The organism is Streptomyces sp. NPDC003720, assembly GCF_042875075.1.
Lineage (GTDB): Bacteria > Actinomycetota > Actinomycetes > Streptomycetales > Streptomycetaceae > Streptomyces.
In genome coordinates this window covers 615703-636341 of record NZ_JBIANZ010000002.1, presented here as the reverse complement: position 1 = coordinate 636341, position 20639 = coordinate 615703, and the positions used below count along the sequence as shown (strand labels likewise).

18 protein-coding genes and 1 pseudogene are annotated in these 20639 nt (G+C 71.6%); 12 read left to right on the top strand and 7 right to left on the bottom strand.

The window, feature by feature from the left end; genetic code table 11:
* The first annotated feature begins 189 nt into the window (after positions 1–189).
* Complete coding sequence (locus ACFYU0_RS08480) at positions 190–1746, top strand: oxidoreductase (protein WP_389298768.1); 1557 nt, start codon at positions 190–192, stop codon at positions 1744–1746.
* A gap of 307 nt (positions 1747–2053) precedes the next feature.
* Here ACFYU0_RS08480 and ACFYU0_RS08475 read toward each other — a convergent pair whose 3' ends face one another.
* Together ACFYU0_RS08475 and ACFYU0_RS08470 are read right to left on the bottom strand one after the other, a co-directional pair.
* On the bottom strand, positions 2054–2656 hold the full coding sequence (locus tag ACFYU0_RS08475) for a hypothetical protein (RefSeq protein ID WP_389298766.1): 603 nt from the start codon (positions 2654–2656) through the stop codon (positions 2054–2056).
* A 171-nt stretch (positions 2657–2827) separates the two neighbouring features.
* Complete coding sequence (locus ACFYU0_RS08470; protein WP_389298764.1) at positions 2828–3289, bottom strand: MarR family winged helix-turn-helix transcriptional regulator; 462 nt, start codon at positions 3287–3289, stop codon at positions 2828–2830.
* A 139-nt stretch (positions 3290–3428) separates the two neighbouring features.
* Between ACFYU0_RS08470 and gap the strand changes: the two genes are divergently transcribed.
* Together gap and ACFYU0_RS08460 are read left to right on the top strand one after the other, a co-directional pair.
* Positions 3429–4433, top strand: coding sequence for a type I glyceraldehyde-3-phosphate dehydrogenase (gene gap / locus ACFYU0_RS08465; RefSeq protein ID WP_351666859.1), 1005 nt, complete (start codon positions 3429–3431; stop codon positions 4431–4433).
* A 118-nt stretch (positions 4434–4551) separates the two neighbouring features.
* Positions 4552–4887, top strand: a complete 336-nt coding sequence (locus tag ACFYU0_RS08460; protein WP_389298761.1) for a hypothetical protein — start codon at positions 4552–4554, stop codon at positions 4885–4887.
* Between the two features lie 103 nt (positions 4888–4990).
* On the opposite strand, the gene ACFYU0_RS08455 is transcribed toward ACFYU0_RS08460, so the two are convergent.
* A complete protein-coding gene (locus ACFYU0_RS08455; RefSeq protein WP_389298759.1) occupies positions 4991–5926 on the bottom strand; it encodes a LysR family transcriptional regulator in 936 nt (311 codons plus the stop codon).
* A 137-nt stretch (positions 5927–6063) separates the two neighbouring features.
* Here ACFYU0_RS08455 and ACFYU0_RS08450 point away from each other — a divergent pair, with 137 nt between their 5' ends.
* Entirely contained in the window at positions 6064–7302 is a 1239-nt protein-coding gene (locus tag ACFYU0_RS08450) for an MFS transporter (protein WP_389298757.1), read from the top strand.
* Between the two features lie 111 nt (positions 7303–7413).
* Here ACFYU0_RS08450 and ACFYU0_RS08445 read toward each other — a convergent pair whose 3' ends face one another.
* Positions 7414–7854 (bottom strand): ATP-binding protein, encoded by a 441-nt coding sequence (locus tag ACFYU0_RS08445; RefSeq protein WP_351666867.1) that lies wholly within the window; start codon positions 7852–7854, stop codon positions 7414–7416.
* 184 nt (positions 7855–8038) lie between these two features.
* Here ACFYU0_RS08445 and ACFYU0_RS08440 point away from each other — a divergent pair, with 184 nt between their 5' ends.
* From ACFYU0_RS08440 to ACFYU0_RS08415, 6 genes and pseudogenes are all read left to right on the top strand, one after another.
* Positions 8039–8167, top strand: coding sequence for a hypothetical protein (locus ACFYU0_RS08440; RefSeq protein WP_351666869.1), 129 nt, complete (start codon positions 8039–8041; stop codon positions 8165–8167).
* Between the two features lie 174 nt (positions 8168–8341).
* Positions 8342–10726, top strand: a complete 2385-nt coding sequence (locus tag ACFYU0_RS08435) for an SCO7613 C-terminal domain-containing membrane protein (RefSeq protein WP_389298754.1) — start codon at positions 8342–8344, stop codon at positions 10724–10726.
* Between the two features lie 157 nt (positions 10727–10883).
* Complete coding sequence (locus ACFYU0_RS08430; RefSeq protein WP_389298752.1) at positions 10884–11459, top strand: hypothetical protein; 576 nt, start codon at positions 10884–10886, stop codon at positions 11457–11459.
* An 874-nt stretch (positions 11460–12333) separates the two neighbouring features.
* The gene (gvpJ, locus tag ACFYU0_RS08425) at positions 12334–12750 is read left to right on the top strand and encodes a gas vesicle protein GvpJ (RefSeq protein ID WP_389298951.1); all 417 of its coding nucleotides are present in this window, start codon (positions 12334–12336) and stop codon (positions 12748–12750) included.
* A gap of 213 nt (positions 12751–12963) precedes the next feature.
* A pseudogene (locus ACFYU0_RS08420) lies at positions 12964–13032 on the top strand (hypothetical protein); the annotation flags it as partial.
* Between the two features lie 139 nt (positions 13033–13171).
* Complete coding sequence (locus tag ACFYU0_RS08415; RefSeq protein ID WP_389298750.1) at positions 13172–13417, top strand: hypothetical protein; 246 nt, start codon at positions 13172–13174, stop codon at positions 13415–13417.
* A 483-nt stretch (positions 13418–13900) separates the two neighbouring features.
* On the opposite strand, the gene ACFYU0_RS08410 is transcribed toward ACFYU0_RS08415, so the two are convergent.
* Positions 13901–14662: an isocitrate lyase/phosphoenolpyruvate mutase family protein gene (locus ACFYU0_RS08410; protein WP_351666877.1), complete on the bottom strand. Its 762-nt coding sequence runs from the start codon at positions 14660–14662 to the stop codon at positions 13901–13903.
* 864 nt (positions 14663–15526) lie between these two features.
* Positions 15527–16324 (bottom strand): FGGY family carbohydrate kinase, encoded by a 798-nt coding sequence (locus ACFYU0_RS08405; protein WP_389298748.1) that lies wholly within the window; start codon positions 16322–16324, stop codon positions 15527–15529.
* 510 nt (positions 16325–16834) lie between these two features.
* On the opposite strand from ACFYU0_RS08405, the gene ACFYU0_RS08400 reads away from it, so the two are divergent.
* Both ACFYU0_RS08400 and ACFYU0_RS08395 read left to right on the top strand, forming a co-directional pair.
* The gene (locus tag ACFYU0_RS08400) at positions 16835–18103 is read left to right on the top strand and encodes an amidohydrolase (protein WP_389298746.1); all 1269 of its coding nucleotides are present in this window, start codon (positions 16835–16837) and stop codon (positions 18101–18103) included.
* A 79-nt stretch (positions 18104–18182) separates the two neighbouring features.
* Positions 18183–19133 carry a hypothetical protein gene (locus ACFYU0_RS08395; protein ID WP_351666883.1) on the top strand — a complete coding sequence of 317 codons (951 nt, stop codon included), beginning with the start codon at positions 18183–18185 and terminating at the stop codon, positions 19131–19133.
* A 126-nt stretch (positions 19134–19259) separates the two neighbouring features.
* On the opposite strand, the gene ACFYU0_RS08390 is transcribed toward ACFYU0_RS08395, so the two are convergent.
* On the bottom strand, positions 19260–20594 hold the full coding sequence (locus ACFYU0_RS08390; RefSeq protein WP_351666885.1) for an enolase C-terminal domain-like protein: 1335 nt from the start codon (positions 20592–20594) through the stop codon (positions 19260–19262).
* Positions 20595–20639: the final 45 nt, after the last annotated feature.

The window sequence follows — 20639 nt, the reverse complement described above, 5'->3', positions numbered from 1 at the left end:
TCCGCCGGACCGCCCCGCTTCCGGCCGCTCGCAGGCGGCCCAGTGCTGACGATGGTAACCCCACGCATGTTCTCCAGGTCAGGGGTTGACGGATCTTCGGGACTCGCGGGCGGGGCCGTCGCCCTTCGACCATCCTTCGTTCTGCCGTCGGGCAGGGCGAGCCCGAAGGCAGGTCACTACTCTGCACGAGTGCTCTCATACGACGAGTTGACGGCCCCGGAGCGGGAGTTGTGGGACGCGTTCCCCGAGGGGCGCCGCGTGGACCTGCGCACGGGCTCGCAGGAGGACGACCGGGTGGACGCGGGCGGGCGGTGGGGCCATGAGCGGAGGGTGCGGGCTGCCGTGATCGCGGCGCTGCTCCTGGGTGCGAACACCACGCAGCCGGGCGCCGTGGCGTGCCTGAGACTCGCCGGGGCGCGGATAACCGGACGTCTCAATCTGGCCGGCGCGCAGATCGCTCACGCCTTGTGGCTGGACGGCTGCTGGTTCGAAGAGTCGGTCGACCTGCTGGGAGCGTCGACTCGGACCGTCGTGATCTCGGACAGCCGGGTGCCGGGCATCGAAGCCGACGCGGCCAACATCGAGGGGGTCCTCGACCTGCGGCGCTCTGTCGTGGAGAGCCTCGACTCCTCGCCTTTCAACCACGTCGGCACCGCGCTGTCGCTGACCGACGCCCGGGTGAGCGGCGGCATCCTCCTCAGCGGGGCCGAGATCAGCGCGCCCGGAGGATGGGCCGTGGCCGCCGGCGGCCTGGTCATGGAAGGCGGCGTCTTCTGCAACCGCGGGTTCGTGGCACGAGGTGAAGTACGGCTGCTGGGCGCTCAGTTGCCGGGCGGACTGTTCATGAAAGGCGCCCGCCTGGAGGGCCCCTCCGAGCGCGGAGTGGCTCTCGCCCTGGACAACGCCGTGGCCTCGACGATCGACCTCTCCGGCGGGTTCACCGCGAACGGGACCGTACGGCTGCGGGGCGCCCGGATCTCCGACAGCCTGTCCTTCGCGGGAGCCGTCCTCAACGGACCGGCCGAGGGCCACGGCCCGTCGCTGGTGGCCCCGCTGGTGCAGACCGTCGACCTCGACTTCACCCTCGCCCAGGCGCCGTCCGGCACGGTGGACCTGCGGGGCGCGCAGGTGTCCTACCTCTATGACAGCGAGCGCAGTTGGCCGGAGGTGGTGGAGCTGGACGGATTCGTCTACGGCTCCATCAAGACGGACGAAGCAGGCGAGCGTCGGGAGGCGGTGGGCCAGCGGGACTCCGTCGCCCGCCGCGTGGCGTGGATACGCCGCAGCCCGGGGTACAGCCCGCAGCCCTACGAGCAGTTGGCGAGCTGGTACCGGAAGGCCGGCCACGACGACGACGCCCGCCGGGTGCTCCTGGCCAAACAGCGCCATCGTCGTGGGACTCTGCACGCGGCCGCGCGCGGGTGGGGGCACCTGCTCGACCTGACCGTCGGTTACGGATACCGCCCCTGGCTGGCCGGCGTCTGGCTCCTCGCACTGACCCTGCTCGGCACGCTGTCCTTCAGCGCCGGCACCCCCAAGCCGGTGCAGAAGGGCGAAGGCGCGCCGTTCCAGTCCTTCGTCTACACGCTCGACCTCTTGATCCCCATCGGTGGTCTGGGCCAGCGCTCGGCCTGGTACTGGCCCGACGGCAGCCTCCAGTGGCTGGCCTATCTGCTGATCGCGTTCGGCTGGGTGCTGACGACCGCCGTCATCGCGGGTGTCACCCGCACCGTGCAGAAGAGCTAGCGGGCGCTGCTCATCGAGCCAGTGCGCCCAGGGCGGTGAGGCGTCGCGGAGGTCGATGCCGGGCGGGGGTGAGGGGCGGACTCGGCCAGGAGCAGCGGACAGGCCCTAGGCCGTGTCCGCAAAGTCGCGTCTGCGTCGCGACGCCCGGCACGCACTCTCGCCGCACCGGCCGAAAGCCCGAGTACACCCAGTACGAGGGCATCCGGCCGGCACTCCCCCAGCCTTCGGCCGGGGGGACCCCCAGAGCACGCACCGGACGCCGCGACGCCCGCCCTGCGGGCGAACGACGCGACTTCGCGGACACGACCTAGTAGGGGCCGCCCCGGAATAGCATGCTGCGGTGGTGGCGCGGGCGGTCGCCCCGGTCGTGGGCCGCGTCGGAACGGTCCGCGGGTGTCGAGAGCGCGGCGAGGGACCGGAGGGCTGCCAGGCCGGTCAGTACCTCGTCACGGTGCCCGGCCGACTTCATCCAGGCCGGCAGGCGGGCGAACATCCCCATCGTCGGGGAGGCGTGGCGCTCACGGAGCCGGGCGCGCACGTAGGCGTCGAGGGCGTCCACGTGCTCCTCGTCGTAGGCCCACAGGACGCGTCCCGCACAGCGGGTCTGCAGCCAGAGCGGCCGCCGGAAGAAGGGGTCCTCGGTGCCGCCGGGTACCGCGCCTACCAAGCCGGCGCCCCGCTCCTCAGCCGTCCAGTCGGCGGTCGCGCCGCAGTGGGCGCAGGCGAGGCGGCGGGGCTGGAAGAGCAGTGCGCTGAAGTACTTCGGCGGCGCGACGCCGGGCCGGGGGACGACGAGGGCGCGGCCACCGCACCTCGGGCAGACCACGAGCACCTGGCCGGTGAACTGGACGAGCCACTGGCCGTGGTCGCGGTGGCGGACCGGGGCGGGATGGGCGGGCTCAGTGCGCATGAAGGACACCCTGCCAGGCCGCCGCCCGCTCCGGCGACCGAGATACCGCGCGACGGCGAGAGGCAGATCGCTGCCGTCGGCGGCCGACGAGAGGTTCGCTGTCCTCGGCGGCCGGCGCAAGGCCCTTCACTGACCGTCCTCGGCGGCCGGCGCGGGGCGCCGCAGACGGCGCTACCGCCCCGCCTCGGCGCCCAGTTCGGCCAGGCGGGTCAGGGCCGGCAGGGCCGCGGCGATCGCCTGTCGTTCCGCCGGTGTCAGCCGGGCGATCAGCGGGACCAGGTGGCGGCCGCGGTCCTCCTGCCGGGACTGGCCGATTCTTCGGCCGCTGTCGGTCAGGACGACGAGGACGGCGCGGCCGTCCGTCGGGTCGGGGCGGCGTTCCACGAGACCGTCGCGCTCGAGCCGGGTGACCAGCTGGGTGAGGCCCGGCTGGCTGATCTGCTCCGTTCTGGCCAGTTCGGTCAGCCGCTTCGGGCCGCCGACGGCCAGGGTGTCCAGCACGGACAGCGTCGTGAAGGACAGCTTCTGCACGGCTGGCAGCCGGATGTAGTAGCGGTTGAAGTTCTCGATCGCCGTGGTGAGGTCACCGACGTCCAAGTCGGTCTCGTGGTCGGCACGCTGAGTAGAAGTCACCCTGGAAATATATCGCAGACTTATATAAGCTCCTGATCGATTGCGCACCGGCCGTCTCGTCCAGGCGCACGGTTCGCAGTGCAGCTCGGCGCAACGGCGCGTCGCTGGATTTGTAGAGCGCTAGGTGAGGAACACACCCATGACTGTGCGAATCGGCATCAACGGCTTCGGGCGCATCGGCCGCAACGTCTTCCGTGCCGCGGCCACGCGGGCTTCGGAGCTGGAGATCGTCGCCGTCAACGACCTGGGCGACGTGCCCACGATGGCCCACCTGCTGGCCTACGACTCGATCCTGGGACGCTTCCCCGAGGAGATCACCGCCGAGCCGGGCGCGATCCGCGTGGGCGACCGGTCGGTCAAGGTCCTCGCCGAGCGCGACCCCGGCGCCCTGCCCTGGGGCGATCTGGGAGTGGACATCGTGATCGAGTCCACCGGCATCTTCACCGACGCCGCGAAGGCGCGCTCGCACGTCGACGGCGGAGCGAAGAAGGTCATCATCGCCGCTCCGGCCAGCGGCGAGGACTTCACCGTGGTGCTGGGCGTCAACGACGGCGACTACGACCCCGAGCGCCACACCATCATCTCCAACGCCTCCTGCACCACCAACTGCCTCGGCGTGCTGGCCAAGGTGCTGCACGACGCCGTCGGCATCGACTCCGGCATGATGACCACGGTCCACGCCTACACGCAGGACCAGAACCTCCAGGACGCCCCGCACAAGGACCTGCGCCGGGCGCGGGCCGCAGGCCTGAACATCGTGCCCACCTCCAGTGGCGCCGCCAAGGCCATCGGCCTCGTCCTGCCAGAACTCGCCGGCCGGCTTGACGCCTTCGCCCTGCGCGTGCCGGTCCCCACCGGTTCGGTCACCGACCTCACGGTCACCACCCGACGCGGCACCACTGTGGAGGAGGTGAAGGAGGCGTACGCGGCGGCTGCCTCGGGACCGTACAAGGGCCTGCTCTCCTACGTGGACGCGCCGTTGGTCAGCACCGACATCGTGGGCGACGCGGCCTCCTGCGTCTTCGACGCCGGGCTCACCCGGGTGTCCGGCCCCCAGGTCAAGGTCGTCGGCTGGTACGACAACGAGTGGGGCTACTCGAACCGCCTCATCGACCTGGCGCTGCTCGTCGGGTCGTCCCTGTAGTACGCCGCCTCGGGGCTCAGTGGCATCGCCCTCGTGGTGGTGCTCGTCGGATGCGTCCTCCTCTGAGGCTCCTCAAGTCGCTTGGTGCGCGGTGGGCTTGGCCGTCAGGCTTGTTCTCATGACAGGAATCATGGGACTGAGCAGGAAGAACAGCGTCGTGCTGACGATTCGGGACGCGGACGTGGTCGGGGCGGCTCTGCGCAGGGCGCTGGCCGAGGCCTCGCCGGAGGAGCGCCCCGGTCTGGAACGGGCCGCCGCGCTCGTCGAGGCCACTGCCGCCGCCAGCGAGGGCGAGCTGCGTGCGCGTTGGGTCCGCTCCCGGCTGGCCGCCGTCGGCTTCACCGGCGACATCACCTCGGTCTCGGCGGTGAGGGCGCTGCGCCAGGCGGCTCCGGAGCTGAGCCTGCTCGCGGCGGTGCAGCTGCAGAAGGAGGCCGCGGCTCGTCCGGAGTGATCCGGTGCCCCTGGGGTGGTGTGGGCTTCGGTCGGCGGGTGCGACCCCGATGACGGGTCGCTTCCGCCGATCGGGCGTCCCAGGCAGTCCTTCGGCGGTGCGTTCAGCGCGGTAGCACCCAGTCCGGTGTCCACGTCCCGGGGGCGTCGTGGCCGGTCGTCACGGCGGCGAGGTGGGCGCGGAGGGTGGGCAGGGCCGGGTGGGGGTTGTCGCGGTGCCAGAGGAGCGAGTGCGGGTAGACGAGCGTCGGGTCGGTCACCGGGATGCGGCGCAGGCCGTGTCCGGCGGGCCAGACGAGGCGGGTGTGCTCGCTCATGAAGGTGGCCAGGGCCGGGGTGTCGGCGATGGTGTCCAGGAGCGCGTCGGAGCCGAAGTTGGGGCCGGTGGCCTCGATGGTGAGCCCGAATTGCGCCACCAGGTCGTCGTAGTAGGCGGCCCACTCGGTGCCGGGGACGATGCCGGGCATCCAGATGCGGTGCCCGACCAGCTCGGCGACGGTCACCGACGTGGCGTCCGCCAGCGCGTGGGCGGGGCCGGTGAGGAGCTGGAGCGGCTCGTCGAGCACGCGGACGGACTCGATGTCCTCGGGAAGGGGCCGGCCGGGCGCGGCGACGGCGCGGAAGGACGCGTCGACCGTGCCGGAGCGGATGGCGGCGACGGCCGTCTCGACGTCGAACAGCATCACCACGTCGAGGTCGACCTCGGGGCGCGCCCGGTGGAAGCCGCGCATCAGGCCCGAGGCCGCGCCGCGTGAGTTGATCACGTCGACGCGCAGTGGGCGGTGCCCGGTGCGCACGGACGCGACCGCGCGCTCCGCGACGCGCAGCAGCTCGCGTGCGTGCGGGAGGAACGCCTGCCCGTCGATGGTGAGTTCGGCGCCGCGCGGCGTGCGGGTGAACAGGCGCACGCCGAGCTCGCGCTCCAGCGCGGCGACGCGCTTGGAGACGGCCTGCTGGGTGACCGCCAGGTCGACGGCCGCCTTCTGGAACTGGCCGGTTCGCGCGATGGCGGCGAAGGTGCGCACTGCTTCGAGATCCACGCCGCCACCTTAGGAGACAACCGGTGGTTGTGCGAAGTCGGCTGGGTGGTTGTTTGACCTGCTGTTGTGCCGCCCGGTTTGCTCTCGTGGGTCAACGCCGGTTTGTTCGGTGGGGACGGCGGAGGGAGTGGACGAGCATGGCGGGCAGGAGACGGCTGGGCCGGGAGTTCGGTTGGCTGTGGGCGGCGTACGCGGTGAGCGCGTACGGGTCCGGGCTGGGGTTCGGAGCCCTGCCGCTGATAGCCGTACTGGTGTTGCACGCCGGCCCCGCCGAGGTGTCGGCGCTGTCCGCGGTGGGGCCTGCGGTGGGCGCGCTGATCGCGGTGCCGCTGGCGCCGTGGGTGGAGCTCCGGCGCAAGCGCCCCGTCATGATCGCGATGGACCTGACCCGGTTCGCGGCCATGGCGACGCTCCCGGTCGCCTATGCCGTCGGCCGGCTCGGGTTCGTCCAGCTGCTCGTGGTGTCGGTCGTGGTCGCCGCGGCCAAGATCGCTTTCAACGCGGCGAGTGGTGCCTACCTCAAGGCCCTGGTCCGGCCGGGGGACGACCTGCTCGTAGCCAACGCGCGGTTCGAGTCGACCAACTGGAGCTCCATCGCGATCGGCCCACCACTGGGCGGGGCGGCGATCGGCCTCTTCGGGCCGGTCACCACCGTGGTGGCCGACGCGCTCAGCTATCTGCTCTCCGCGCTGGGCATCACCGCGATTCGCGGCCGGGAGGAGGCACCACGGCAGAAGACGGTGCGGGCGGGCGCGATCCTCGGCGGCTGGCGGCACATCATGGGCGAGCCCGGCCTGTGGGCGCTCTACCTCAACAACATGCTCGTCGCCGGGCTGATCATGGCGACCGAACCGGTGCTCGCCGTGCTGCTGCTCCGCCAACTCCATTTCGCACCCTGGCAGTACGGCCTCGCCTTCGCCGCCCCCTGCCTCGGCGGACTCATCGGCTCACGGCTGGCCCAGCGGGTCGTGGCCCGCTACGGCCGGCACCGGGTCCTGAGGACCGCCGGCACTCTGCGCGCCGTCTGGCTGATCGGCCTGGCCTTCGTCCACCCCGGCGTCGTCGGCCTCGTCACCGTGATCGCCGTCGAGCTGGCGATCATCATCAACATGAGTCTGTACACCCCGGTGCTCGCCACCCACCGGCTCGAACTCACGCCCCAGCACCTGGTCGCCCGCACCCTGTCGGCCTGGGCGATCGGCCAGCAGGCGGCCATCGCCGTGCTCACCGCGCTCGGCGGGCTGCTCGCCGACCTCACCAGCCCGCGCACCGCTCTGACGGCCGCGGGGCTGCTCATCCTGGCCACGCCGCTCCTGCTGCCCCGGCGCGAGCACGCCTCGCGAAACGAGCCGGAGCCGTCCCGCAGCCGCGTATGACGCACCGCCTCACGCCGCGGCGGCGGCCCGTGGGTCACGGCGTTTGGACGAGGAACGCAGGACGCGGCCGACCCGGCGCATGTCCTGCGACCGGCCCGGCCGCGCGTGTCGTCAGCGCGTGGAGTCGGCGCCGGAGGCGTCGTCGGCGAGGGGCAGACGGGCGGTGACGCGTTTGCCGACCGGCTCCCGTACGGCTTCGACGCTCCGGCAGACGGCCGTGACGATCTCCAGGCCGTGCTGTCCGACCCGGCTGACGTCGGCGTCCCGGGCCACCGGCATGTCCGGGCTGGAGTCCCACACCTGCACCTCCACCAGGTCACCGACGATGCTCAGATCGAGCAGGACCGGGCCTTCGGCGTACTTGCGGGCGTTGGTGACCAGCTCGCTCACCACCAACTGGGTCAGCTCCAGAGCACGCTGGGAGACCGGGATCCGGTGCTCGCTCCGCATCCGGGACAGGAAGCCGACGGCGAGATGGCGGGCCTCGGCGATGCAGCCGCCCCGTCCGTCCAGGGCCGCCGCGGCGCGTAGGTGACCGTCGTCGCGGGACATGGTGCTGTCCTGGCCCGACAAGGTCCGATTCATCCGGTTCGCCTCAACCACCTCACAAGTCCACACCCGGATACCCGTGATCGGCCGCCGTACACACAGGATTTCACGCGTCGATTCGGCCGAGGGCAACGACGTGTGCCGGTGAGTCCTGGCTGACCGGCAGGGCGGAGACCGCTCCGGCCTTGTGGCACGAGCCGCGGGCGCCTCACCGGGCGCCGTCTTCACCCTCGTCGGAGTCGGCTGTGCGCTGACCCTGTGGTCCACGGCCGCCTGGTCCATCGCCGGGGCCAGACGGGCCGCCGCCCGGGCGTAGCGAGATTGCGGGGCGGGCGTAGCGAGATGGCCGAGCGCGCCGACGTCAGGGGCCCCGCTTACCGTCGGAATCCTCACCCGGCCCGCTCGTCCCACGGGGCCGACCGGCACCTGAGTACCTTCTGAGTAGGCGCGCTCATGCCCTGCGGGGCGGCGCGGCCCACACTTTCGAACCATGACACCTGTTCCGCCACCGGCCGAGGAACTGCGGCTCATCGACGCCGAGCTGTGGCAACTGGACGCCCGCCGCGTCCAGTTGCTGGCGCGCCGCGCCTGGCTGCTCGGCCTTCTTTCGTCACCGCCGCAGCCCGGTGCGGTGCCGCCCGCCGCCGCGGCGGCACCGCAGCGCCCCGAGGCCACCGCGCCGCGCGTGCAGAATGTGCTGCTGCTCCTGGGCGGCCTGCTGCTGACCATCGCCGCGGTCGCGTTCACGCTGGTGGGCTGGGGGCATCTCGGCATCGCCGGACGCTCCCTGGTGCTGGGCGCGGTCACCGTGGCCGCCCTGGCCGCCCCGCTGCCGCTGCTGAAGCGCGGCCTGCGCTCGACGGCCGAGGCGGTGGCCGGCCTCGCGCTGGCGCTCACCGTGCTCGACGCCTACGCGCTGCACGCGGTCGCCCTCACCGGCGTGGACGCCACGGCGTACGCGGCCTGGGCGTCGGCGGTGCTGGCGGCCGTGTGGTCGGGCTACGGACTGCTGCCGCGCGTGAGGACGCTGCGGCTGCCGCTTCCGGCCGCGCTGACCGCGGCCCAACTGCCGTTGTCGCTGGGGGCGGTGGCGGTCGACGCGGGGACGCTGGCGATCACCGGTGCGCTGCTCCTGATCGCCGCGCTCGACACGGCGGCGGCACTTCGCGCTCCGGCCGGCCTGATACGGATCACCGCCACGGCCGGCGCGTACGGCGTGGGGGCGTGGGGAGCGCTGGGTGCGGTCTGGCTCTCGTGGACGGCGGGTGGTCCTGGCGCCGGCGCCCGGGCGGCCGCGCTGCTGGTGTTCGCTGCCGGTGTCGCGCTGGCCGCGGCATGGCGGGGCCGTGCCGCCGGGCACGCCGTCGGGCTGTCCATCGCGGCCGGTCTGCTCGCCGTCATCGCGCTCGGCGGCGTCGTCCGCCCGGTGCTGCCGGCCGTCTGGGCGGTTCCCACCCATCTCCTGCTCGGGGTGGCGCTGCTGGCGGCGGTACGGGCCGATCGGCTGCCGGAGCGGGTGCGGCGCGGGCTCGCCGTCGCCTCCGCCGCCGTGCAGGGCCTCGCGGTGCTGTGGACGCTGCCGCTGCTCGCGCTGACGCTGCTGGGGCCGGCCGGCTGGGCGGCACAGGTGTGGTCGGGGGCGCCGAGTGGGGCCCGGCAGGCCGTGTCGGTGTCCGCGCCGTGGCTGCCGTGGGCGCTGCCGGTGCCGCTGGTCCTGGCCACCGTCGCCACCGTCCTGGTACTAGCGATCCGTAGCGAGGCCTGGCGGCCCAAGGCGCTCACGGGCGCGCTGGTCCTCGGATGGGCCGCGGTCGTGGTCGTCCCGGTGGTGACGGACCTGCCCTATCCGGCGGTGCTCGTGATGGAGTCGCTGACGACGGCGGTCCTGCTCGCGATGGCGACACGACCCCGGCTGACGGAGCGCACCGGCACGCTCCCGGCGCTGGTCCTGGCCCTGCTGACGTCCTTCTCGCTGGCGCTTCTCTCACTGCCGACGAGGTTCGCGACCGTGGCCGTGCTCACCGCTCTGACGGCGCTCTTCGCGGGCGTGTCCCGCAAGCGGCGTCTCGCCGCGGTCACCGTCCCGGCCGCGCTCGGGTACGGCGCCGCCTGGGCCTGCGCTGTGGGCGCCGCGGCGGGCTGGGCACCGCAGCACACCGCCCTGCTCGTCCTGCTGGTACCGGCGGTGGCGGCGCTGTTCGCCGCACGCGCCGCCGACGGGCGCACGACCGTGGTGGCCGAGGTGACGGGTGCGGCCGCCGGTCTCCTCGCGATCGGGCTGGCGCTCGGCGATCCGGCGGTCCTCTCCCTGACGCTGGGCCTGTGCGCGGCGATCCTGGCCGGGACTGCCCTGCGCGCGGACCGCCGCCCCGCCGCCCACGCGGCCACCGCGCTGTTCGCGCTAGCTGCCTGGGTGCGTCTGGCGGCCTGGGGCGTGACGGCGCCGGAGGCGTACACGGCGCCCGTGTCCGTCGTGGCGCTCATGCTGGGCGTCCTGCAGCGGCGCCGGGACCCGCAGGCGTCGTCGTGGGTGGCGTACGGCCCGGGGTTGGCCGCCACGCTCGTCCCGAGTCTCGCGGCCGCCTGGACCGACGCCTACGCCACCCGCCCGTGGCTGCTCGGCGCGGCGGCTCTGCTGGTGACCCTGGCAGGCGCCCGCCACCGGCTGCGGGCGCCGCTGCTGCTCGGCGGCGGGGTGCTCGTGCTGGACGCGCTGCACGAACTCGCCCCGTATCTGGTGCAGATCACCGGCCTGCTCCCCCGCTGGGCGCCCCCGGCCCTCGCCGGTCTGCTGCTGCTCGCCGTCGGCGCGACGTACGAACAGCGGCTGCGGGACGTGCGGCGGGCGCGGGACGTGCTGAGCCGGATGAACTAGGGGTGTCGCCGGCGGGGTCCGGGCGGGAGGCCTGCCGTCCGGCAGCTGGTGCGCGGCCCTGCCCCACCGTGCCGAAAGGGCCGGCAGCAGTTCTTCGCGCCAGCGTGGTGAAAGCACCTCTGATCGCCGCCAGAGTTCGGCCGTGTTGGATAGGCCCATGAGCCAGACAGCAGCCCTGCGCCTTCGGCAGGCCATCGCCCGGACCGAAGATGCGACGCGAGAACGTACCCCCGTCGGGCGCCGCCCGGAGGAAGCCGACGATCTACTGGGCACCTTCGCCACCGACGGGGCACTCGGCTTCGACCCTTTCCCCTTCCTCCAAGCAATCCACGACGCCGGCTCGCGCGCGATAGTTGTCGGCCAGGTCGCCGGCATCGTGCACGGCTCCACCGAATTGACCGGAGACCTCGACCTGCTCTGGGACGGCACCCCTGGCGAGGCGCAAGCCCTGCGCGACGCCCTAACCCTGTGCGGCTGCTCCGAACTGCCCGATCTCGACCGCTCACAAGCGGGCTACCGAGTCACCGGCGCCAGCGGAGACCTGTGCACTCCCGAGCTGCGCTGGGGTGCGATGGATGTCACCCCCTGCCTGACCTCGGCGGAAACCACCCGCGACCCCGCAGGATTCGTCATCCGCTACGCCGCACTCGACGACCTGATCCGCATGCGTCGGGCCCTCGGTCGCCCAAAGGACCACCGTCGAGCAGACGAACTCGCCCGACTACGCGCCTGACTCGATATGACCAGCGCTCACCGTCGTTTTCCATGAACAGCCGTGCTAGCGGGGCATCGTCGGCGTCATCCGATCTTGGCATACCTCCAACTGAGACGACGTTTTATGGAGCCGGCTGGGGCCGTCCCGCGGCATCCGTGCTCGCACCTTCTGGCCGAGATCGAGACGGTCTGTGACGTCCTGGTCGTCATCCGTTTCGGCCACGGCCTCGCCCCGCGCGGCCGAGCGAAGTGCCTGTGCCTCCTTCTCCGCCTGGTCCTTCTCCCGGACCGGCTGAACGCCTTTCGCATCTCTCAGTGCGCCGTCCCACCGGGACATCGCCAGAGCCTAGGTGCAGTGCCTCCCAGTACGCCATGACGGCCGCATCGCCACCGGCCCTCACCAGCTCGGAGCCACTCTCCGTAACGAGCCCGAACCCCTCTGTTCGCGTCCCCGCACGCTAGAACGCACCCGTACCGCACACTCGTGGAATCGGGCAGAACGATCCCGAACGCCCTGCGGCGTTCAGCTCCGCATCCCTGCACAGGCCATGTGACCTGCAACGAACGGGTTCATACGCGGGCGACCTGAGCCCTGTCGCCAGTCCCCGGCGCACCCGACGATGACCGTGCACCGCACCCCCGCAGCCGGCGCCGGGCCGCATGAACACGCGCAGCCACGGAACACCAGACGCCCCGGCAAGGCGAAGCGAGGCCGCCCACCAGACTGCCTCCAGGCCATGGCAGCGGCCTGCTCGCAGGCGCTCGCCTCGCCAACCTTGTCCAGGCGTTTTGTCATGGAGGTAGGGGGCATTTGCAGCCTGCGCCGCAGCGTTCATCGTTACCGCGAACCGGCGACCAGGACGGGACCGGCCGAAACAGATGACGAGGGACTGATCACGATGACCACGGCACGGCAGCAGGGCGGTGGAGGCGGTTCCAGCGGCCTGTACGACGTCCTGGAACTCATTCTCGACCGCGGGCTGGTCATAGACGCGTTCATACGCGTCTCCGTCATCGGCATCGAGCTCATCACCATCGACGTCCGGATAGTCATCGCCAGCATCGACACCTACCTACGCTTCGCAGAGGCATGCAACCGCATGGACCTGGAATCCGGGCCGCGTAGACCAGCCGGCATCCCCCAAACCGCCGAAGACCCTGCGGGCCAGCCCGACGCCGAGGGCGAGAAGTCCAAAGGCGTCCTCGCCGACGCAGCCGAAACTCTCCTGGACGCCTACCAGCAGGCCCGCGACCAGAGCGCAGAACGCACTGGCGGGCGCACTTCCCCCGAGAGTGTCGGCGACCGCTGAAAAGGGACCGGTAGCGACGCTTGAAGGTTGACCCTCCAAGGGGTCTGGCTCGTTGAGTCAGGCCGGGTCGAGTGGTGATCAGCGTCGAGGATTAAGGACGCGCGGCCACCGAGACCCTGATCGCCCTGAGCCCGCGGCCGCGATACCTGGCACCACAGCGACCACACCGCGCTCGAACTCGGAGCCCAGCGGCTCACCTACGCCGATCCGCACGCCTTCGCCGGCCGCACCGCCGCCTTCCTCGCCGCCCGTGGCGTCCGCCCCGGCGACCGGGTCGGCCTGATGCTGCCCAATGTCCCCGAGTTCCCCGTCCTGTACTACGGCATCCTGCGCGCCGGCGCCGATGAACCCACTGCTGCGGCACCGCGAAACCTCTGGCGTATCGACATCGACTGGCCGGTGTCGGTTCGACTCCGACACGATGACGGTGCTTCAGGAGATCACCGAGCGGTACGCAAACGCCATATATGTCGGCACCACCTACGTCTACACGCTCTGTCGCGCGGACGGTACGACGCTCAAGGTGACCGGCTTCTACGACCAGCCCGAGCGCTGGGGCCCGGCGTTGCAGCAGGAGATCACCCGCGCAGCTCGCCGGGCTGGAGCAGGGCGGGACCCTGACCTACGGGGAGCTCTCGGCTACGGCGGGCCGCGCCACGACGCCTGACCACCGGAGCGCGGTCAAGGGCAACACGTGGAGGGGCAGTCGCAGATGTGGAGGCTTCCCAGCCGGCGTACTGCTGCCAGCAGCGCCTGGCGGGAAAGAACGGGGAACCACGGCGAGCCCTCCACATACCAGGCCTCGTGCGTGGACGGGTGCTTGACCAGTAGAGGCAGTTGCAACTCAGCCGCCATGGCTGGTGCTTGGGTCAGTCCCCCTTCGAGCTTCCGCGATGTGGCGGATCGTGTTCGGCAGCTCGTAGCAGTGACTGGGCCACCCGTTCGGCATCGTCGGGGTGCAGGTAGAACTGCTGGGTCCACAGTTCCGCCCGGGACGTGCCGCGGGAGGGAATCTCGCGGCACGTCGGGCACTCGAGCACCGCCGTGACCGAGGAGGCCTACCGGAAGCAGATCCGGCCCGTGCTTCAAACCGGTGCCTGGTCCACGACCTCCTCGTCCCGAAGCAACTTAGGCGAGGGATCCGCCTGATTCACGGGCGCCATGGCCCGAGCATGTCCTTCATCACGTCCGCCAAGGCGAGTTGCAGCAGTGGGCCGTTGGTGATGCGTCCGACGCCGAGGCGGCGGAAGCGGTCGAGGTCGTGCGTTCCCGGATGGGCGGTGGAGTTCACAGGAACGGCGACGGCGCCGGTCACCGCCGCGAGCAATTCGTCGTTGTCCTGGATACCCACTGGATACACACTGTCGGCGCCTGCCTGCTCCAGGGCCCGCAGTCGCTCGATCGCCTCGTCGAGGACAGCGGAGGCGTCGGCGGCGTGTTTGAAGAGGTCGGTGCGTCCGTTGACCCACACCGGGATCCCTTTGTCGTCTGCCGCCGCACGCAGACCGGCAACATACTCCGCGTGCTCCTGCGTGCTGCGCACACGTCCGCCCTCCGAGTGGACGGTGTCCTCGATGTTGAGGCCGACGCCGCCGGCTTCGGTGAGGCCGGCGATCAGTTCCGCAGGCGTCTGTCCGTACCCGGACTCGAGGTCGACGGACACGGGAATATCGACCGCCGCGATGATCGGCCGGACAGCGACGAGTACCTCCTCGAAGGTCTGCCCTTCCTGGTCGGCCGCCCCGCGAGAGTCGGCGAGCGGATGGCTGCCGATCGTCAGCGCGGGGAATCCGGCCCTGGCCGCCGTCCGCGCGGACCAGACGTCCCACACGGTCGGCAGCACGAGAGGCTTGTACTCAGCGTGCAGGCGCCCGAGGCGCTGAGCGCGCTCAACAGTGGTGCGGAAATCCATGATGTGCTCCTTAAATGAGCGAGACTCCGCCCACCCGGCGCTGGGTGGGCCAGGAAAGCGGTGACAGATCGGCCCCCTTAGGCCTGCCCACCCATGGCCGATAACGGTGTCCGCCACGGAGGTGTACCCGAGGAGAACGGGGCGCCGTGTTCGCTGCCTCGGGCGCCGGCTCTCCCCTGCTGGTCGTCGAAACGGCGGGGAGGTCCCCCGCTCCCATTTCTCTCGGCCGGACGGCCCGGCCAGCCCGGAGGTTCCCGGTGTCGAAGCCGGTCCGGCACCACAGTAACGGGTCAGGCCGGCAGCTTAGTCGCAGGACGTGTTCACGACCGTGTCCACCCTCACGCGCAACACACGTGTCCCTGCAGTCCCGGGACACGCAGCCGCTGACTGCCATGTGGCGAAAGTCGCCGAAGGCCCTCAGCCACGTGGGGGCAGCGCCATACCGCAGCTTCTGCGTGTGGCCGCCTCAGCGACCACCTCCGCCCTGGTCCGAGAAACGCGAGGCTGGTGTTCGTGGACGGTGGACGGATTCGCCGCGGCCACCATCGTGCCGCAGCTGGTCTGCACGGGCGTGGGGCGGTCACGGCGTCTTAGGGTCTCCCTCCGGGAGACCGAACGGTCCCGCATCCAGTAGCCTCCCTGAGCGGATCGGCTGCAGACCCTCGATAAGGCGCGTATTACCCCGTTGCGGCGGCGAGTTGACTCCGCTACCGCCCTCGGCGACGGGCCGCCCCGTACCGCGGGGCATGGCCGCGGCTTCCCATGTCGACAGTGTGGTGAACCAGATCGCCCAGCGGCGCATTTTCGGTGGTCAACAGCCACAACGAGAGCACGGCTTCAGGGATGAAAATGCTCACCACGGACTCACTTGCCCCGCGTCAGGCTCGCTCGCGCTGTGTTGGCCCTGAAGGTCGCGGCAATCGTCGTCGGGCGACGAAGCGAGGTGAAGCACCACGTAACCAGCGAATGGCATGAGGCGGATCCACGCCGTCGACAACCCGGCGACCCCATATGGCAGACCAGGTGAGGCCAGGTCGTGTATACGACTTTCCGACCCCTACGGGCCCGCATCGGACAGCGTCTCCTGGCTTCATGTCGTTGAAGGCTGGTCAAAGATGAGGCATAAGAGTCGAGGTCGAGGATGAGGGAGCGGCTGGTGGTGGAGGCGTCGGTGACGAACTCGCCCGCGAGGTGGTGCATGAACCAGGTGTCGCTGGTGGTCACGACTCCCTCGCGCGTGAGGTTGCGGCGCAGCCAGGCCCTCTTCGGGGCGGAGAAGTACGGGTCGAGGACCAGGCCGGTGCGCTGGGCCAGGGCTTCACCGTGCTCGGCGAGCACCCCGCAGATGCTCTTCGCGCGGCGGTCCTGGAGGACGATCGCCGGGGTCAGGGGCGTTTCCGTGGCCGGATTCCAGGCCAGGACGGTCTCTCCCTGGTTGGCCAGCGCCACCGCGTCGATGGGGCGGCTGGCCAAACCGACCTCCCGGCGCCCGGCGGTGAGGACGGAGTCGAGCAGTTCGTGCAGGTTCTGCTCGACGCCACCTCCATCGGGGTAGGTGGGGCGGACGGCTTCCTCGGCGACGACGACGGTGCCGTCCTCCGCGTCGAGGACGATCACCTTGGTGCCCGAGGTGCCTTGGTCGATCGCGAGGATCGCGGTCATCGCGCAGTCCTTTCGGTGGCGGCCGCGGGCGGTGTGCCGACGGCGCCGTCCAGGGCGCGGCCGACGTCCGCTCCGCCCGGGGTGGCTCGGTGCGGCGCGGCTGTGCCGGGCGACGACGAGGCGGCCGGCGTCGATCGCGCACGGCGCCGGGATGCGGGTCCCGGGTCCGCGAAAGGAATCGTGGCGGAAGCCGAGCGGTTCGTACGCCGGCCCTACGGCGGCCAGGGCGCGGACCGGAACCTGCCGGAGGGCTCGGGCAGAAGCCGCGGGAGGGTGGCGGGGAACGCCGCTCGAACGCGTTCGTCGCCTCGTCGTGGGCTGATCACTGCGGCCCGGCCCGGCCCCCGGGTCTTTCAAGATGCCGCCGGGGGCCGCCCGGAGCACGCTGTAGGTGGGCGGCCGAGAAGTACCGGCGCGGCCGGCACCGCCCGCACGGTCCTCCGTGGCGGCGGAACTCCGCGTTCTGGTCGCGGGCCTCATTCAGCAGGGCCGGAAGGACGGTGTCGCACGATGGCCGCGAGTGGGACGGCCGAGCGGGTCCTGGCGGGTCTGGACGCCACTCTGACCCGGGATCTCGAAGCGCTGTACCAGGATCTGCACGCCCACCCCGAGCTTTCCTTCGCCGAGCACCGCACGGGCGCGGAGGTCGCGCGTCGTGGCCGCGAGCTGGGTTACGAGGTCACCGAGGGTGTGGGGCGTACCGGTGTGGTGGCCAGGCTGGTGAACGGGGCCGGCCCGACCGTGCTGCTGCGCGCCGACTTCGACGCGCTGCCCGTGACCGAGCGGACCGGACTGCCCTACGCCTCGACTAACCAGGGCGTCATGCACGCCTGCGGGCACGACGTGCACGCCACCTGTCTGCTGGGCACCATGGCCCTGCTCGCCCGGGCACGCGACGAGTGGGCGGGGACGGTGCTGGCCGTGTTCCAGCCCGCTGAGGAACTCGGCCAAGGGGCTCAGGCCATGGTCGACGACGACCTCTACGCCCGCTTCGGGCCCCCCGAGGTGGTTCTGGGCCAGCACGTGATGGCGATACCGGCGGGCACGGTGGCCTGTCATCCCGGTCTCGCCTTCGCCGCCACCGACGCGTTGAAGGTGCGCATGGCCGGGCGTGGCGCCCACGCGTCGATGCCGGAGGCGGCCATCGACCCGGTGGTGATGGCGGCGTCCACCGTGATGCGGCTGCAGACCGTGGTGTCCCGTGAGATCGCGTCCGAGGACCGGGCCGTCGTCACGGTGGGCGCCCTCCAGGCGGGCACCAAGGACAACGTCATTCCGGACCTGGCGGAGCTGCAGCTGAACATCCGCACCTACACCCCGCAGGTGCGGAAGGCGGTCCTGGCCGCCGTCGAACGGATCGTGCGCGGCGAGGCGGCCGCCGCCGGAGCGGAGGAGGAACCTGGGATCAGCACCATGCACACCTTCCCCCTCATGGTCAACGACGAGGGCGCCTGCACCCGCACCATGGCCGCTATCGGTGACGTGATCGGCCAGGACAGGCTGACCGACCCCGGCGCCTCCTCCGGCAGCGAGGACGTCGGCGTCTTCGGCACCAGCGCGGACGTCCCGGTGTGCTACTGGCTGATCGGCGGCGTCGACCCGGACGTGTATGCGGAGGCCGACGCCGCGGGCACCAGGAACCGCGACATCCCGCAGAACCACTCACCGTTCTTCGCACCCGTCATGCAGCCCACCCTCACCAACGGTGTCACGGCGCTGACCGCCGCGGCCCTCGCATGGCTCGGCCCGCTCCCGGATGCGTCCTCACCAGCCGCGTGACCACGCCGTACGACCCGGCGGGCCGTGCGGCGGCGCGGGCGCATGAGCCGACGGGTCCCACACCGGAGGAGGTACGAAGATGAAGGTCGGGGTCATCGGGGTGGGGGCGGTGGGATCGGCCACGGCCCTGTCACTCGTCGAACGCGGGGGCATGTGCAGGGAGATCGTGCTGATCGACCGCGACAGGGCCCGCGCCGACGGGGTGGCCGCCGATCTGCGCTACGCGGCCCCGCTGTCGCCGACGGTCGATCTGCGGTCGGGCGACTACCGGGACCTCGACGGCGCCGTTGTCGTCGTGATCACCGCAGGGGTGAACGAGAAGGCCGGCGGCGCCACCGACCGGTCCGACCCCGAGGGGCGCCTGCGGCTGCTGGAGACCAACGCCAGGGTCTTCGCCGACATCGTGCCGCGGGTGATGGAGGTCGCGCCGCAGGCCGTGCTCATGGTCGTGACCGACCCGCCCGATCCGCTGGCCGACCTCACCCGCCATCTCGCGGGCCACGACCGGGTGTTCTCGACCGGCACGCTCATCGACAGCCTGCGCTTCCGCGTACAGCTCGCGGACCGCCTCCGGGTCCGGGCGCGTGACGTGCAGGCTCTGGTGGTGGGCGAGCACGGCACCTCCGAGGTGCTGCTGTGGTCCTCCGCGAGCGTCGGCGGCATCCCCGTCACCGACCTGCTGGCCCGGGACGGCCGGCCGGTGGACCGGATACGCGCGGACGTCGAGGACGGCATCCGGTACGCCAACATCACGATCATCGAGGGCACCGGCGCGAGCCAGTACGGGATCGGCGCCGTCTCCGCCCGGCTCGTCGACGCGGTCCTGCGGGACGAACGCGCGGTGCTGCCCGTCGCGGCCTACTCGGCCACCCGTGAGGTCACCCTCTCCCTGTCCGCCGTTCTCGGCGCGGGAGGCGTGCAGCAGATGCACGAACCCGCGATGACTCCGGAGGAGTCCCGGGCGCTTGACGACAGTGTCGGCGTGCTGCGCGAGGCCGCCCAGCGCGCCATCGCCATGGGGAAGGCCTGACACGGGCAAGGCTCGAAGGGCGGTTTGGTGTTCGACGGGCGTGTGCTCTGAAGAGCCTGCACCCCAGGGCCCCCGGCCGGGCGGCGGCACCCGTCGCCGGAACGGGGGTCCGGGGCGGCGCGGTGTTCACCGCACCAGGCAGGGCCGCTTGGGGTCGAACTCCCAGCCGGGAACCAGTTGCCGCATCCCCGCGGCGTCGTCCCGGGCGCCCAGCGCCTTCGTGCGGTAGAGCTCGTGAGCGGCCAGGAGGCGGTCCATGTCGAGTTGTACGCCGAGGCCCGGGGCCTTGGGTACGGCGATCTCGCCGTCGACGATGCGGGGCGGGGCGACGGTGAGCCGCTCCAGGCCCTCCTGCCAGATCCAGTGCGTGTCCAGGGCGTTGTACTCCCCGGGCGCCGCGGCTCCGCAGTGCGTGACCATCGCCAGCGAGATGTCGAAGTGGTTGTTGGAGTGGCAGCCCCAGGTGAGCCCCATCGCGTTGCACAGTTGCGCCACGCGCACGGAGCCCTGCATGGTCCAGAAGTGCGGGTCGGCCAGGGGGATGGAGACCGACTGCAGGGCGAGGGCGTGGGTCAGCTGCCGCCAGTCGGTGGCGATCATGTTGGTCGCGGTGGGCAGGCCGGTGGCGCGGCGGAACTCGGCGAGCACCTCGCGTCCGGAGTAGCCGCCTTCGGCTCCGCAGGGGTCCTCGGCGTAGGCGAGCGTGCCCACGAGCGGCTTGCACAGTTCGACGGCTTCCCGCAGCGACCAGGCGCCGTTGGGGTCGAGGGTGATGCGGGCCTCGGGGAAGCGGGCCTTCAGGGCGCGGACCGCCTCGACCTCGTCGGCGCCGTCCAGGACTCCGCCCTTCAGTTTGAAGTCGCGGAAGCCGTAGCGGTCGTAGGTGGCTTCGGCCTGGCGGACGATGGCCTCGGGGGTCAGCGCCTCTTCGTGGCGGATGCGGTACCAGTCGACGTCCGCGTCGGGTGCGCGGTGGTACTCCAGGTCGGTGCGGCCCGGGTCGCCGACGTAGAAGAGGTAGCCCAGTACGCGGACGCTGTCGCGCTGCCGGCCGTCGCCGAGGAGCGCTGCGACGGGCACGTCGAGGTGCTGGCCGAGGAGGTCCAGCAGGGCCGACTCGACGGCGGTGACGGCGTGGACGGTGGTGCGCAGGTCGAAGGTCTGCGCACCGCGTCCACCGGAGTCGCGGTCGGCGAAGCGGTCCCCGATCTCGCGCAGCACCCGCTTGTAGTCGCCGACCTTCGCCCCGACCACGAGGGACTCCGCGTCCCGCAGGGTCTGGGTGATCCTCTCCCCGCCCGGCACCTCGCCGAGGCCCGTACGTCCCTCGGAGTCGGTGAGAACGACGATGTTGCGCGTGAAGTAGGGGCCGTGGGCGCCGGAGAGGTTGAGTTCCATGCTGTCGCGGCCCGCGACGGGATAGACGGAGTACCCGGTGACGGTCGGCCGGCTCGTGCTCATGCTGCCTTCAGACTCCTTGGACGAGGGTGAGCGGGAAAGGGGTTG